Origin of the sequence: Streptomyces sp. NPDC058239 (assembly GCF_042882185.1) — a bacterium.
Lineage (GTDB): Bacteria > Actinomycetota > Actinomycetes > Streptomycetales > Streptomycetaceae > Streptomyces.
The window spans coordinates 1-14,268 of record NZ_JBHVWS010000106.1; the positions used below are offsets into that span (position 1 = coordinate 1).

At 68.9% G+C, this 14,268-nt stretch carries 15 protein-coding genes and 2 pseudogenes; 10 read left to right on the forward strand and 7 right to left on the reverse strand.

Annotated elements, in window-relative coordinates:
* Positions 1-184: 184 nt before the first annotated feature.
* The 5 genes from dpgC to ACFVYE_RS46400 form a co-directional block, all read right to left on the reverse strand.
* Positions 185-1,549 carry a (3,5-dihydroxyphenyl)acetyl-CoA 1,2-dioxygenase DpgC gene (dpgC, locus tag ACFVYE_RS46380; RefSeq protein ID WP_383976041.1) on the reverse strand — a complete coding sequence of 455 codons (1,365 nt, stop codon included), beginning with the start codon at positions 1,547-1,549 and terminating at the stop codon, positions 185-187.
* The gene (dpgB, locus tag ACFVYE_RS46385; protein WP_383976043.1) at positions 1,546-2,244 is read right to left on the reverse strand and encodes an enoyl-CoA-hydratase DpgB; all 699 of its coding nucleotides are present in this window, start codon (positions 2,242-2,244) and stop codon (positions 1,546-1,548) included. The genes dpgC and dpgB overlap by 4 nt, the downstream gene beginning before the upstream one ends.
* A 23-nt stretch (positions 2,245-2,267) precedes the next feature.
* Entirely contained in the window at positions 2,268-3,419 is a 1,152-nt protein-coding gene (gene dpgA / locus ACFVYE_RS46390) for a 3,5-dihydroxyphenylacetyl-CoA synthase DpgA (RefSeq protein ID WP_383976045.1), read from the reverse strand.
* 107 nt (positions 3,420-3,526) lie between these two features.
* Positions 3,527-4,834 carry a PLP-dependent aminotransferase family protein gene (locus ACFVYE_RS46395; RefSeq protein WP_389609576.1) on the reverse strand — a complete coding sequence of 436 codons (1,308 nt, stop codon included), beginning with the start codon at positions 4,832-4,834 and terminating at the stop codon, positions 3,527-3,529.
* Positions 4,835-4,909: 75 nt separating this feature from the next.
* Positions 4,910-6,493 carry an MBL fold metallo-hydrolase gene (locus tag ACFVYE_RS46400; RefSeq protein ID WP_383976049.1) on the reverse strand — a complete coding sequence of 528 codons (1,584 nt, stop codon included), beginning with the start codon at positions 6,491-6,493 and terminating at the stop codon, positions 4,910-4,912.
* 397 nt (positions 6,494-6,890) lie between these two features.
* Between ACFVYE_RS46400 and dpgD the strand changes: the two genes are divergently transcribed.
* The 3 genes and pseudogenes from dpgD to ACFVYE_RS46415 all read left to right on the forward strand — a co-directional run.
* A complete protein-coding gene (dpgD, locus tag ACFVYE_RS46405; RefSeq protein WP_383976051.1) occupies positions 6,891-7,697 on the forward strand; it encodes an enoyl-CoA-hydratase DpgD in 807 nt (268 codons plus the stop codon).
* 200 nt (positions 7,698-7,897) lie between these two features.
* On the forward strand, positions 7,898-8,116 hold the full coding sequence (locus tag ACFVYE_RS46410) for a hypothetical protein (RefSeq protein WP_383976053.1): 219 nt from the start codon (positions 7,898-7,900) through the stop codon (positions 8,114-8,116).
* A 55-nt stretch (positions 8,117-8,171) separates the two neighbouring features.
* Positions 8,172-8,318, forward strand: a pseudogene (locus ACFVYE_RS46415) (acyl carrier protein); the annotation flags it as partial.
* A gap of 3 nt (positions 8,319-8,321) precedes the next feature.
* On the opposite strand, the pseudogene ACFVYE_RS46420 reads toward ACFVYE_RS46415, so the two are convergent.
* Positions 8,322-8,411 (reverse strand): annotated as a pseudogene (locus ACFVYE_RS46420) (hypothetical protein); the annotation flags it as partial.
* Here ACFVYE_RS46420 and ACFVYE_RS46425 point away from each other — a divergent pair.
* The 3 genes from ACFVYE_RS46425 (at position 8,405) to ACFVYE_RS46435 (ending at position 10,959) form a co-directional block, all read left to right on the forward strand.
* Positions 8,405-9,649, forward strand: coding sequence for a beta-ketoacyl-[acyl-carrier-protein] synthase family protein (locus ACFVYE_RS46425; RefSeq protein WP_389609579.1), 1,245 nt, complete (start codon positions 8,405-8,407; stop codon positions 9,647-9,649). The pseudogene ACFVYE_RS46420 and the gene ACFVYE_RS46425 sit on opposite strands and share 7 nt — an antisense overlap.
* Before the next feature lie 32 nt (positions 9,650-9,681).
* The gene (locus tag ACFVYE_RS46430; protein ID WP_383976057.1) at positions 9,682-10,722 is read left to right on the forward strand and encodes a MupA/Atu3671 family FMN-dependent luciferase-like monooxygenase; all 1,041 of its coding nucleotides are present in this window, start codon (positions 9,682-9,684) and stop codon (positions 10,720-10,722) included.
* 90 nt (positions 10,723-10,812) lie between these two features.
* Positions 10,813-10,959: a hypothetical protein gene (locus tag ACFVYE_RS46435; RefSeq protein WP_389609581.1), complete on the forward strand. Its 147-nt coding sequence runs from the start codon at positions 10,813-10,815 to the stop codon at positions 10,957-10,959.
* A gap of 107 nt (positions 10,960-11,066) precedes the next feature.
* Here the strand turns inward: ACFVYE_RS46435 and ACFVYE_RS46440 are convergent, their stop codons facing one another.
* Positions 11,067-11,819, reverse strand: coding sequence for a CocE/NonD family hydrolase C-terminal non-catalytic domain-containing protein (locus ACFVYE_RS46440; RefSeq protein ID WP_389609583.1), 753 nt, complete (start codon positions 11,817-11,819; stop codon positions 11,067-11,069).
* 13 nt (positions 11,820-11,832) lie between these two features.
* On the opposite strand from ACFVYE_RS46440, the gene ACFVYE_RS46445 reads away from it, so the two are divergent.
* The 4 genes from ACFVYE_RS46445 to ACFVYE_RS46460 form a co-directional block, all read left to right on the forward strand.
* Positions 11,833-12,054 carry a hypothetical protein gene (locus tag ACFVYE_RS46445; RefSeq protein ID WP_383976060.1) on the forward strand — a complete coding sequence of 74 codons (222 nt, stop codon included), beginning with the start codon at positions 11,833-11,835 and terminating at the stop codon, positions 12,052-12,054.
* 341 nt (positions 12,055-12,395) lie between these two features.
* On the forward strand, positions 12,396-12,914 hold the full coding sequence (locus ACFVYE_RS46450) for a hypothetical protein (protein WP_383976062.1): 519 nt from the start codon (positions 12,396-12,398) through the stop codon (positions 12,912-12,914).
* A gap of 82 nt (positions 12,915-12,996) precedes the next feature.
* The gene (locus ACFVYE_RS46455) at positions 12,997-13,839 is read left to right on the forward strand and encodes a DUF4097 domain-containing protein (RefSeq protein WP_389609585.1); all 843 of its coding nucleotides are present in this window, start codon (positions 12,997-12,999) and stop codon (positions 13,837-13,839) included.
* 82 nt (positions 13,840-13,921) lie between these two features.
* Positions 13,922-14,268, forward strand: a 347-nt coding sequence (locus tag ACFVYE_RS46460) for an ATP-binding cassette domain-containing protein (protein ID WP_389609587.1), incomplete at its 3' end; no start/stop codon positions are given.

Consider the following 14,268-nt stretch of genomic DNA (forward strand, 5'->3'; position numbering starts at 1 on the left):
CGGCGGGCGGTTGGTGGTGTACTCTCTGGTGTTGCAGGGGCGTGATGGGGTGCGCTTAATGGTGCCCGGGGGGTGCCGCGCGGTGCGCCCTCTGATGCCCCCCGCCCCGGCTCCTGGTCGGGTGCGGGGGGGGTCGCTTCTGTCCTGGAGGAGTGCCGAGCACGTGCGGCTGTCGTCGGTGCGGCTACCTCTCCTGTTCCGTCCCGGGGTGGTGACCGGGCTCGCTGCGTCCGGTCGTCGGGGCTGTCGAGAAGCGCCCGACCTTGTCGATCACGTCGGAGCTGTACAGGCGCAGCGACTGCTCGAACGCGAACTCAGCCATGTACTGGCGGAATGCCTCGGGCGACTCGTCCGCGAGGTTGAGCATCCGCCGGTTGGCGAGGACCGCGGGCCCCTGGAAGCGTTCGACGGCGCGTTCCACGGCGGCGTCCAGGTCGCCGTGGTCGTGGACCTCGTCGATCAGCAGGCCGGCGTCGGGTTCGCGGGCGAAGATGCGCCGGCCCTCCAGGATGATCTGCCGGGAGCGGCGGGGGCCGACGGCGCGCGTCAGGCGGTAGTTGGCGGCTCCGGGGATGATCCCTTCCTGTGCGGCGGGCAGGGAGACGTAGGCGTCCGCCGCGGCGACCACGTGGTCGAAGGCGAGCAGCAGCTGGCAGCCGCCGCCGATCGCGAAGGTGTCGACCACGCCTATCCACGGCTTCTCGACGGTGCGGGATCGCCAGACCGGGCCGTCGTCGGTCAGGACGCCGCGTACCAGTTTGTGGATGTAGCCGAGTTCGCGGCGCAGCAGGAAGTCGGTCAGGGAGATGCCGCCGCCGTGCAGTGTCTTCAGGTTGATGCCGGCGCTGAAGACGCGTCGGCCCCGGTAGCGGGGATGGGTCATTTCACCGCCGCGGACCAGGCCGACTTCCACGGCCGGGTCGAGGAGGGCGAGGTCGACCGCGGTCTCCATGTCGTCGACCTGCTGGTTGTCCTCCGCGTTCAGCGAGTCCTCGCGGCACAGGGTGAGTCGGGCCACGGCCCCCGTGCGTTCCAGGCGTACGGAGGTGAGCTCGGCCTTTCCGGTGAGGCTGAACTCGGGGAGCAGGTCCAGGGCCCGGGGGGTCGGGCGCAGCATCGCGTCGAGCAGGTGCGGGCCGGCCTGCGGGGAGCGCAGGACGTGTTGCAGGAACAAGCCCTGGTCGACCTCGCGGCCCTCCTTGTGGGCCTGCGGGCGGGCACGCTCGTCGGCGAGTTGTTCTTCGGTGGGTACGAGGCCGGGGAAGCCCGCGGCCGCGGCGTGGGCGAGTTCGGTCACCCGCAGGTGGCGGGTGCGGCCCGCGGTGAGCTCGTCGTAGACGGCGTCCACGTGGGCCGCCAGGAAGGTGGCGCGCAGCGTGCGGGTGGCGTCGCTCGCCGCCCGGGCCTCGGCGCGCTGCTCCGGTGACCGGTGTTCCGGTTCGGGCAGGGCGTGCAGCACCTCGTCGGTGTGCCGCGCGGCCCGGGCGATCACCGTACGGGCCTGGTCCAGGCCGGCCCGTACGGCGCGCAGGTCGTCCGCGGGCGTCATGCCGCCGCCTCGGCGGCGGCCCGGCGCAGGGTGAGGTCGCAGGCCGCCAGGTGGGTGCCGAGGGCCTCTTCGAATGCGGTGCTGGTGGCGTCGAACATCAGCTGGCGGCGGATCGCCAGGTCGCTCCCGGAGAGAGCGGCGGTGTGCCCGGTGACCCGGGCCAGGCTGTCTGCGACGTCGTCGCTGACTTCGTCGATCAGGTGCAGGGCGAGGGCTTCGGCGGCCTCGATGGGGATACCGAAGAGCAGGGCCCGGCGGATCGGGGCGGTGCTCGCTGCGTGGTTGGCGAGCCGGTACAGGGCCATGCCGGGCCACAGGGCGCCGTCGGCGGCGGGCACCGTGAGGCGGACGGATGCGGTGGCGATGCGGTAGTCGGTGGCCAGGAGCGCGTCCAGGGCGAGGCCGCCGCAGTCGCCGTCGGCGACGGCGACCGTGGCGGTGGGCAGGCTCTCGAGGCGGCGCAGCGCGCGCTCCCACTTGTTGACCGGGGCCACCGTCAGGTCCTCGGTCCACGGTGTGTCCGGGGCGCCGTGGACGTGGACGATCACGGGGCCTCGTCCGACGCCGTCCTCGGCACGGTCGCAGACGGCGCTGACGGCCGCGATGACGTCGGCCGACAGGGGCTTGGTTCCATCGATCCGCAGGACCAGGTCGTCGGCCTCGGGCTGCGCGTCGGTCTCGGAGATAGCGTTCATGACACCATTCATCTGCTCGTAGTTCACCATTGGACCAGCGCTGTCTCGATGGTCGAGCCAGGGCCCATGGTCATCAGGACGCCGTAGTCGCCGGCCTGCGTGACGCCTTCCCGGAGCAGCCGTTCGTAGGAGAACAGAAACGATCCGCTCGACAGGTTCCCGTAGTCGCGCAGCACCCCGGTGGTGTGGCGTACGTCGTGGCGTGTGAGGCCGAGGTTGACGCGGACGGCGTCGATGACCTTCTTGCCGCCGGAATGCACGAGCCAGTGGTCGATCTGACTGCGGCGCAGTCCGGCGCCGTTGAGGAGGCGGTCGATGACCTGCCCGGCGTTGGCGCCGACCACGTAGGGGACCTGCGGGTCCAGATAGAAGCTGAACTTCCCCTGCTCGTCGTCCCAGTCGTAACGCATCGCGCCGATGGCGTCGGTGATCAGGTGGCTGGCGAAGCCCAGGATCCGGGGTCCTCCGGGTGCGGCCGGCACGTCGGCGGGGGCGTAGGAGGTGTCGGGGGCGTCGGCCATCAGGACGATTGCGGAGGCGCCGTCGCCGAAGAGGCTGTTCACCACGGCGGTGCGCAGGGTGCCGTCGATGACGTAGGCGGCCGAGCAGGCTTCCGTGCACAGCATGACGGCAACCTTGCCGGGGTTGGCCACGGCCCAACTTGCCGTGGCGTTGAGAGCGTTGAGGCCGGCGTTGCAGCCCATGCCGACGACGTCGACTCGGCTGGTCCTCGTCGGGATGCCCAGGTCGCGGATGAGGTGGGCACTCAGGCCGGGTGTGAGGAAACCAGTGGTGGTGGTGCAGCACAGGTAGTCGACGTCGGTGACGTCGAGGCCCACGTTGTCCAAGGCGGCGCGCACGGCGCGGCCCCCCATGTCGAGGGCGAGGCGCTGGTGCTTGGCGAGGAGTTCGCCCTGGACCTCGCTGCGCAGCGCGCCGTCGGCGTCCCGTGGCGGGAGGGTGAGGTAGCGGCGTTCGATCGCGCTGTTGAGGAACACCGAGCGGACCTTGGGGTCCGTGATGGCGAAGAGGTCGAGCACCTCGCGCTGAGTGTAGGAGTGCTCGGTGGTGGCGGTGGCGACGCCGGCGATCCGGGCGGCGCCGGGAGTCTTGGCGCGGCCGGGGTCGACGGCGTCCAGGACGCCGGTGCCGGGAGGGTTAAGGGCTGTGGTCATCGATACTTCCATCCCCACATACGAGGCTTGCTGCGGTCGCGGGACTGTGCTTGCAACGCGCTGATCGCTTTCCGGTAGGCGGTGGACACGGACGGGTCGGGCCGCGGTCAGCCGCGGCCCGGGGCCTCGGCTCTGATGAAGCGCGCGAGCCGGGCAATGCCCTCGACGATGTCGTCTTGGGTCAGATAGCTGATCGAGAGCCGCAGAGCGTGGTCTCCGCCGCCCTGGGGGTGGAAGTAGGACATGGGTGTCCAGATGACGCCGTACTCCTCCGCGGAGCGCACCAGCGCGTCGTTGTCGGCGGGGAAGGGAACGTCGACGCCGAGGAAGAATCCGCCGCCGGGCTCGTTCCAGCGCACGCCGAGTGCCGCCCGGTCCTGCTCGGGGAAGTGCTCGTCGAGCTCTTTGAGCACGGCCTTCATGGCCGCGCCGTAGTGGGCGGAGGTCTCCACGTTGAGGTCGGAGGTCCGTCCGTCGGCTGCGAGCAGCATGCCCCCCACGACAGCCTGGGCCAGCGGCGAGGTGTTCACCGTAACCATGCTCTTGAGCTTGGTGAGCTCGTCCGCCAGCAGGCCGACGTTGCCCTCGCGGTCGACGACGGGCTGGTCGGCGACGGCGAACCCCACCCGGGCGCCGGGGAACAAGGTCTTGGAGAAGGAGCCGAGGTGGACGACGCGCCGGTCCCGGTCGAGGGACTTGAGGGTCGGCATCTGCTGCCCGGGGCTGACGAGCCGGTAGGGGCTGTCCTCCAGGACGAGGATGTCCTCCCGGGCGGCCAGGTCGAGCAGCGCGTGCCGTTCCTGGAGCGACATGGTGCTGCCCGAGGGGTTGGAGTGGTCGGGCACGACGTAGAAGGCGCGGGGGCGGCGGCCGCGGGCGCGTTCTGCCGCGAGCGCCGCCTCCAGGTCCGCGCTGTGGAATCCGTCGGCGCGCTCCGGGACGGGGGTCGGCTCGAAGCCGAGTATGCGGGCGGCGCCGGTGATCCCGGGGTAGCAGGGGCTGGAGACCAGCAGCACATCCTCGGGTGTCGGGACGAGTGCGCGCAGGGTGAGGAACATCGCCTCCTGGCAGCCCACCGTGACCACGACGGCCTCGGGTGGCGCGTCGATGTTCTCGTCCTTGCGCAGCGAGTCGGCGATCAGTTCGCGGATGCGGCCGCCGGTCGGGCCGTACTGGAAGAGCGCGTCCCGGATCTCGGCGGGCGAGGCCCCTTGCTCCTCCAGGTGCTGCAGGTAGCGGCGGATGTGCGTGAAGATCTGCTCGACGTCGAAGAAGCCGTCGTACGGGCGGCCCGGGGCGAACGAGATCGTCTCGGGGTAGCGGTGGGTGATCTCGTTCAGGAAGTTCATGGTGTCGAGCACCGGGTCGGAGACGCTGGTGTGCAGCTCCTCCTTCTTCAGCCGGGTCGCGGCCACGGGAGTGCCTCCCAGGAGGCGGACGACCGGTCCGGTGTCCGCCTCAGTCGTAGGTACGGGGGGAGTCGCGCCTGACTACCAGCGCCACTCCTGCTGGCCGTAGAGGTGACCGGCCTTGATGTCACGCTCCTTGCACCAGGTCATGAACTCTTCGATCTGCTTGATCTGGTACGTGTCCTCGTTGTACGTGGTCGCCATGACATGGCCGAGCCACGGCTCCTCGCCCATGGCGTAGACGTACGCCTCACGGGCACCGAGCTCCGTCATGATGGCCGCGGCCTGCTCCGCGTTGGACCCCGACAGCTTCCGGGAGTGGCTCATCTTCTTGGAGATCGGGATGGTCAGCAGCGCCTGATACAGCCACGTCAGCGGCGCGCCGTCGCACTCCATCCCGAGGAACGCGATGTCGGCCGTTCCCAGGTGCTGCTTGACGTAGCGGTACAGCGTCGGGTCGATCCCGGAGGAGTCAGCGCCGATGTAGACCTTCTTGCCGGCGATCTCCGCCCAGTACGTGGACTTGGCACGGATGTCGAGGTCGCAGTGCTCGCCCAGGAACGGCGTGGCCGTGATCTTGCCGCCGGGGAACTCCACCTCGTCGAAGTCGTCGACCTCGACGACCGGGAAGCCCTGGTGCTTGAGCATCAGCGCCATGGACGGGTCGGACAGGTTGCCACGGGAGGATCGCGGCACCACGATCGCCCCCACGCGCCCGCGCAGCTGGAGCAGCGTCTCCAGGACGATGTGGTCCTGGTGTCCGTGCGTGATCAGCACCAGGTCGATGTAGTCCGGCAGGTCGTCCAGGGTGTAGCGGTCACCGGCCGTGCTGTCCGCGCTGATGAACGGGTCGGTCACGATGGCGGCCTCGGGCGTCTGCAGCACCAGGCAGGCATGCCCGAAGTACCGGATGCGGCCGCCCGACTCGATGTGCCGGTCCGGCGACAGACTCGGCCGGTCGGACAGCAGGCCCGACAACTGCTTCGCCTGCGTGTCGTCGAGCTCCAGCGCCTCGCGCAGCTTCGCCAGGGTCGTCGGGCTCACGCGCGCCTTGAACAGCTCCTCAAGGCCCTGGTGCCGGAACGGCAGCGGCAGCTCGAGCACGTCCGGCGACGGCAGCCGCGGCGTGCTCAGGATGAAGGGACGCTCGTAACCCGGCTCAAGGGACAGCTGCACCGACTGGCGCGCCTCGCTGTACACACCGCTCTTGTAGACGACCGGCTCCATGAAGCGCATCTGCGCCTGATTGTCCGTGTCGTACGCCAGCTCCACCAGGCCGTTCAGCTCCGACGGCAGCTTCGGGTACAGCGGCGTCAGATCGAAGCCGGTCGCGTTGGCCCGGAGGATCTCCTGACCCGAGGAGATCGCCTCGGCGAAGGCCAGCATGTCCGCCCGGTCCCGCTTGATGGCCGCCAGCAGGTCACGCACCTCGTCGGCGCGCTCTTCGGGGATATTGATGAAATACCCGCCGCGCAGCTCCGGGTTGCTGCTCGCGGCAACATGGACCTTCGGGGACTGCAAATACGATTCGAGCATCGGCACTTGCAGGAAGGCGAGATTCATCGCCGCCTGTATTGGTGCCAGCGTGTGCGGCCAGGCAAAGAACCTGTCGACCAGCGGCTCAACTATGGCCTTCGAACGCAGAAACAACGGTTCATCCGACATCTGCCCCACCTCTCCTCGAGATTCCACGGGATGGTTCGTCCCGGGCAGCGTGAAATGCCAACTCACCGCTGGCGGAACGCTGGACCGCGGAGACCGCGAAGGAGGCACGGAAGCCGGACGTGTCGGCACGTCCTCCCGCAGACCACCCGAACGCTACGAGCAGCACTATGGCTCGGGACCCCGGAGATGATCAATAGCGTCAGGAAGCGCTTGAACAGTGGCCGGCAGGGGTTCAAGTGCGGCAGTGCGGCAGTTGAACACGCCACTCTTTCCTTTTACGGGGCAGAGACGGAATGATGACCCGGGCTTTCCCGGTCTTGCGCAAAGTCACGCGCACATCGACTGGCTCTCCGATGTCTCATTCGAAATCCGCCCGTAAAAAGGGGGTGTCAGCTCGGTGACCGACGCAGAAGAGCCGGAGGTCCTGTATGAGAAGAAGGGGCATGTCGCCCATGTGACGCTCAATCGGCCGGCTGTGCTCAACGCCATGAATCTGCGGACCCACGAGGAGCTGGCCAGGGTCTGGGACGACATCGAGGCCGATGACGAGGTACGGCTGGCCGTGCTGACCGGCGCGGGCAGCAGGTCATTCTCGGTCGGACAGGACCTGCGCGAGCGGGCCGAGCTCGACCGGCGAGGAGTGCCCGCGTCGACGTTCGGCAGCCGCGGTCAGCCGGGCTGGCCCCGCCTGACCGAACGGTTCGCCCTGTCCAAGCCGGTCGTCGCCCGCGTGAACGGCTACGCACTCGGCGGGGGCTTCGAACTCGCCCTGGCCTGCGACCTCATCATTGCTTCCGATCACTCGGTCTTCGCCCTTCCCGAGGCGACCCTGGGCCTGGTGCCGGGCGCCGGAGGAGCGTTCCGGCTGGCACGGCAGATCCCCCTCAAGACCGCGATGGGCTACCTGCTGACCGGTCGCCGGATGAGTGCGGCCGAGGCGCTGCGTCTCGGCCTGGTGAACGAGGTGGTGCCGGAGGAGGATCTCGACGCGGCCGTCACGGCATGGACCGACGCCCTGCAACGCAGCGCTCCCCTGGCCTTGCGTGCCATCAAGGAAGCCGTGATGCGCTCCCTGGACATGCCGCTCCCCGAGGCCTTCGTCACACCGTTCGCCTGGGAGCAGCGGCGCAGGCACAGCGAGGATGCCGTCGAAGGCCCGCGGGCGTTCGCGGAGCACCGTGAACCTCTCTGGAGCGGGCGGTGACAGCGGCGGACGGCCGCTGCACGCGCCGGCCGCATGTCTCGCCGTTCAACTGCGCCGTCGCGGCAGTTGGTCTCCGTGACCCGAGGATGTGGCGTGGGTCGGGATTCGGACAACAGCATTCACCGACTTCGGCACCGGTTCGCCCGCCGCGGGGATTTGACATCCCCGCCGTCCGCGGGGGGCTCCAGTGCACAACAGGCTTGATCGCGACTGGCATTGCGGATAGTTTCCTGGTCGTCGCGGCAGAGATTTACTCGCGCACGGCCTGCCCCAAGGACCAATACACCGTTCTGTTGGACGACGGCGCAGACTTGATCCGTATTCCCGACGCGCCGACCACCGGCGAGTTGAAACCCAGCACCCACCCCGTGCCGACCGCCTTCAGCGCGCCGGGCTCACCCGAGTATCGATCGCACTGATCCGATAACAGCTGACGGCCGTGAATTCACGTATCTGAGCGAGAGGAATCCACCGATGTACGTCGAGTACCTCACGACCCTTCTCAACACCGTCTACAAGGTCCCCGGAACGATCGACCCCAATAGGTCGTTCCTGGAACTCGAGGTGGACTCGCTCTCCCTGGCGGAGCTCAGCGCGCAGCTGGAGGACGAACTCGACGTGACCATCGACGAGGAGAACCTGAGCGCCGCAACCACCGTGGTCGAACTGGCCGCACTCCTGGAAGCCCACGGCGCGGTCGTACCAGCATGACATCCGGCAGACCCAAACCCCCGGCTGTAGTGATCACGGGGATCGGCATGGTCACACCGGCCGGCCCCGACACGGACACAGCCTGGAAGACGACCTGTGCCGGACAGCCGGCGGGCGCCACCGACCCGAGGCTTGCAGGCGTCCCCGTGGATTTCAGCTGTCCTGTCACCGCGTTCGACGCGGACGAGCTGTTCGGCGTCGAGGGCCGCCGCATGGATCCCTTCACGCAGTACGCCCTCGCTGCGGCCCGCGAGGCCTACGCCGACGCCCAACTGGCCGGCGCGGACGTGGACCCTTCCAGGGTCGGAGTACTGCTGGGCACCGGCGTCGCCGGCCTCGGCACCTGGCAGGAGCAGGGCGAGCGGATGCACACGAGGGGGGCACGTGCGGTCAGCCCCCTCACCATCCCGAAGGCCATCGGCAACATCGCCGCCGCCACCGTGTCCATGGAATTCGGCCTGCATGGTCCCTCACTCAGCATGGCCACCGCCTGTGCCACCGGTACCTCGGCCTTGGGCCTCGCCCTCGACCAACTCCGCGCGGGCCGCTGCGACATGGTGCTGGCCGGCGGCACCGAAGCAGCCATCTCACCCCTCGTGTCCATTGCTTTCGACCGGCTGAAGGCGCTGTCCCGACGCAGTGACGCCCCTGCGCTCGCCTCCCGGCCGTTCGACGAACGGCGCGACGGTTTCGTCCTCGGAGAGGGCGCGGCTGTGCTTGTCCTGGAGCGTGCGGCGCATGCCAGGGCACGGGGGCGAAGCGCCTACGCACAGGTACTGGGGTACGGCGAATCCTCGGACTCCTACCACCTCACCGCGCCCCGGCCCGACGGCCAGGGCGCTCAGCTCGCACTGCAGAAGGCACTCGATGACGCCCAGGTGCACCCTTCGGACGTCACGCTCGTCAACGCCCACGCCACCAGCACACCCCAGGGCGATGCCATCGAGGCCCGCGTCATCGAGCGCCTCTTCGGACACAACACGGCGGTCACCTCCACCAAGGGCGTGACGGGCCATATGCTCGGCGCCGCAGGAGCCGTCGAGGCCGCGTTCACCGCTTTGTCGATCAAGCAGGGCGTGATCCCGCCCACCGCCAATTTCCAGGCCCCCGGTGCCGATATCCCCGAGATCGACATCGTTCACGGTGCCCCGAGGCATACCCCAGTATCCGTCGCCGTCAGCAACTCTTTCGGCTTCGGCGGACACAATGCAGTCATCGTTCTGGGGAGCGCCGGCACATAAAGAATCTCAAATGGATCTAGATTGGATTCGTCGTGGAATTCAGCTTGCTGTACTTCGCGAATCGCGAGGCAAAAGACCCGCCACAGGAGTACGAACTACTGATCAAGACGGCGGAATTCGCTGACGCGAACAATTTTACAGCCCTCTGGATTCCGGAGAGACACTTCCACCCGTTCGGCGGGGCCTACCCGAACCCCGCACTCGCCGCCGCGGCGCTCGCCACCAGGACTCAAAAGGTCAGGTTGCGAGCAGGCAGCGTGGTCCTGCCCCTGCATGATCCGCTGACGGTGGTCGAGAATTGGTCCTTCATCGACAACCTCTCCTACGGCCGAGTCGATCTGGCCTTTGCCTCAGGATGGAATCCGAACGACTTCGTACTGGCTCCGGACCGGTATGCGAACCGCAGGGAATACACGTTCGACGCGATCGAGACGATCAAGGACCTGTGGGCAGGGAAGCCCGTTCTGCGGAAGAACGGGGAGGGAAAGGATTTCGAAACACTGACCTACCCCCGCCCTGTCCAGCCGGAACCGGACCTGTGGTTCACGTGCACTTCCAGTCCGCAATCATTCGCCCAGGCGGGTGCGCGAGGCCTGAACGTTCTCACGGCTCTGCTGTTCCAGAGCACAGAGGAACTGGCTGAAAACATCGAGCGCTACAGAGCCTCCCGCGAACAGCACGGCCATGACCCCGCTTCAGGGAAAGTAACGCTGATGCTGCACACCTTCGCCGGAGAGAGCGACAGCGCGGTGAGAAAGACCGTGCGCAATCCCTTCATCAACTACCTGCTCTCCTCCATCGACCTGTGGAAGGGACAATGGCCAGAACTGCAGGGCGGGGATCCGGAGCGTCTGGCCAGGCTGGCTTTCCAGCGGTACTTCCTCACCTCAGCCCTGTTCGGCTCGGTCGAAAAGTGCACCGAATTCGCTCAGCGCCTCGAGGCCGCCGGGGTGGATGAAATCGCCTCACTGGTAGATTTCGGCGTCGAAGGCACGGAAGTACTCGCCGCACTCCCCTATCTCGACCGGGTGCGACGCAACCTCGCGGGAAGCACGCCAGCAGCCGGCCAGTAGCCGGCGAAGCGCAGGCGGGACCAGGGCCCGGAGCACCAGTGGGGCGGGCCTCGCCTGCGCTCACTTCGTCAGGACGACCCGGGACTCGGCGTGTTCGTCGCGCCCGCCCGGCTGATCGGTTTCGGTTTCATCCTCACCATCAGCCCGGTGACGGCCGTGGCACTGAACAGCGTGCCGCTGGACCTGGCGGGCATGGCCGGCGCCACCACCGACACGCCGTGGCCGACCACTCCGTGAAGGCACTTTCGCGCTCCCGCCCATGATCCGGACGCCCATTCAAGCGAAAGACGAGGCCAGCCGCCGGGGGTGCGGCCCTCCCCCCGGTCGGCGTCGTGCCGGCCGCATCAAGAACCGCTGAGCTGGTCTCCTCGGCGGTTGCGCGCAGAGCCCGACCGCGTCGCGTCTGTCGCCGTGACTGTCGTGAACGGCAGCACGAGCCGGGATGGGTGTGCGGCGTCGCGGTAGATCTTGTGGGTTACGGGGCGGCCCACCGGCAGGTGGAAGGCATCCGGCGGCAGCAGCGCGTTGTGCGCGTCGACCAGCGGCTCGTCGTTCGACAACTCCACCACCAGGCGGTGACCGGGCTGGAAGGTGGCTGCGAACGGATAGAGCCGCAGCACGTACTCCTCGATCCTCCCGGGCTCCACCGGCACCGTGCGGTTGTGCGGGTGGTAGGAGTTGCCCTCGGTGGTGCGCTCCTCGTCGAGCTCGCGGTGGGAGGCCTTGAGGTAACCGCTGGTGATCAGCCGGCGGCCGCCGCCGGGAGCCTCGTCCCACAGGCACAGGATGAAGTTGGTGTCGTCCTGGTCGATCTCCGCGAACAGGTGCGCCGCGCCGGTGCCGGCCATCTCGGTGGGCTCCTCGAACGGCTCGGTGCGCCAGTTCAGGATCTCCACCTTGTCGGTGACGGTGAGCGGTGCCTGGTAGAAGCCGTCGGGGGCGGCGTATTCGGCGCCCATGAGTTCGGGCTCGGCGGAGAGCTTGTGCCGCGGGCGCAGGTAGAGCGGCTTGTGCTCGATCTCCTTCGGCGGCCACTGCGCCGCGGTGACCACCTCGCGCGAGCCCTCCACGAAGACGCTCACAGCCGGTTCGTCCATGATGCCGTTGTCGATGCCCGGCGCTCCGGGGTCGGCAGCGCACGGCCTCGCCCTCGACGCGCTGGGCAGCGGCTTCAGCAACGCCTTCCTCGTCTGCGGCATCGCCGCCGCCCTGGCCGCGGTCCTTACCGCCGTCGGCATGATCGGCGTCCGCCCGCACCGCTCCCCCGCCCAGTCCCCGGCCGGGCCCTCCGCCACCGAGCGGGGCGGCGCGCCGGAACCCGCCGCGAAGTAACAAGCCCGGCAAAGAGGAGGACAACGCCGTCCACCGCTTCGGAGCGGCGCCTGCCTGTGCCGGACGCGCCCCCGGCGGCGCCGCTCTCACGCGTGCGCCGGTGCTCAGTGAGCAGCGGCGATCACATGACTCCGGGTGGCACAGCCTGGAGCCATCTGGTGCCACCTGGTGCCACCCGGCGCCATTCCATGCCCCCCAAAGCACATGAGTACACATGGCGCCACCATTACCCAGGTGGCGCCATCCCGTTTTCGCAGGTCAGAGTGGCTGTGCCAAGCATCGACCCGGAGATGCCACCTCAACGCTTGCACATGGAGCCATTGTGGTGCCATGATGGCGCCATGGACCTCACCCCGTATGTCGACTCCCTCCGCCGCGAACTCGCGGTGGCCGCCGAAGCCGGCGGCCACGAAGCCCGCGAGCTGGCGGAGAGGCTCACCGCTCCCCTGGAGTCGGCGACCCGGCTGACCATGCTCAACGTGCTCTCCGCCGCGACGGACGAGATCACCCGCGAACTCGCCCCCGGCTCGGTCGACGTACGGCTGCGCGGGCTCGACCCCGACTTCGTGGTGACACCGCCGCCCGCCGACGGCGGCGCCTCCGCGGAGCCGGCCGCGCCCGTCGAACCGCTCAAGACCCCGGCCCCGGCCGACGGCGACGAGGGCGGCACCGCCCGCGTCAACCTGCGCCTGCCGGCCCACCTCAAGGCCCGCGCCGAGGAGGCCGCGAGCCGCGAGGGCCTGTCGGTCAACGCGTGGCTGGTGCGCGCCGTGTCGGCCGCGGTCGACGGCGGCACCCGGCCGCGTACGACGGAGAAGGCCCAGACCGTCGGACAGAGCTTCACGGGCTGGGTGCGCTAGCCGCGCCCCCGCCCGCACCACTTCACCCACACCACGTCCCACCAGCGGGGACGCCCCAAAGACCCAAGAGGACGGGACAGCCATGCCTTCTTTCGACACTCCCGAACCGATCTCGGCCACGGCGCACGTGGAGGCCGGTTCCATCCAGTTCACCGCGGGCGACCGCCTCGACACCGTCGTCGAGGTGCGGCCCCGCGACCCGAAGAAGGACCTGGACGTACGGGCGGCCGACCAGACCGAGGTCACGTACGCGAACGGCGCACTGACGGTCAGGACGCCCAAGTCCAATCTGTTCGGCCGCACCGGCACCGTCGACGTGACGGTCGAACTGCCCACGGACTCACGCATCGACATGACCGGCGCCTGGGCCCAGGTGCTCGGCGAGGGCCGGCTCGGCGAGGTCCGCGTGAAGACCTCGTCCGGCGACGTCCGCCTCGACGCGACCGGCCCGCTGCACGTGAAGGCGTCGCACGGTTCGATCACCGTGGACCGGGTCGAAGGCATGGCCGAGATCACCACCAGCTCCGGCAGCCTGCGCGTCGGCCTCGTCGACGGCCCCGCCGTCCTGAAGAACTCGCACGGCACCACGACCGTCGGCGCCGCGACCGGCGAGCTGCGGGTGAGCGGCGCCAACGGTGACATCGAGATCCGGCGCGCCGAGGACTCGGTCACCGCCACCACCGCCCACGGCACCCTGCGCGTGGGCGAAGTGGCCTGCGGCACCGTCCAGTTGGAGACCTCCTACGGTGCCATCGAGGTCGGCGTCCGCGAGGGCACCGCCGCCTGGCTCGACGTCAGCTCGGGCTCCGGCCAGGTGCGCAACACGCTCACCACGTCCGAGACCCCAGAGAAGACCGAGGACACCGTCAAGGTCCGCGCCCGCACCCGGCACGGCAACATCGACGTCCGCCGCGCCAAGCTCTGACTCCAGAAGAACCGGCGTCAACTCACCCACTCCCCCAGCCACTTCAGCCTTCGATCGGGAGGGCCCCATGCCTTCTTTTGTCATGCCCACATCCAAGAACGGCAACGGCCAGGAGCCGCCCGCCGCCGTCTCCGCCGTCGGCCTGCGCAAGTCCTACGGCGACAAGCTCGTCCTCGACGGGATCGACCTGCGCATCCCGGCAGGCACCGTCTTCGCGCTGCTCGGTCCGAACGGCGCGGGCAAGACCACCGCCGTCAAGATCCTGTCCACCCTCATCACCGCCGACCCCGGCTCCGGCGACATCCGCGTCGGCGGCCACGACCTGGCCACCGACCCGCAGGCGGTGCGTGCCGCGATCGGCGTCACCGGGCAGTTCTCCGCCGTCGACGGCCTGATCACCGGCGAGGAGAACATGCTCCTCATGGCGGA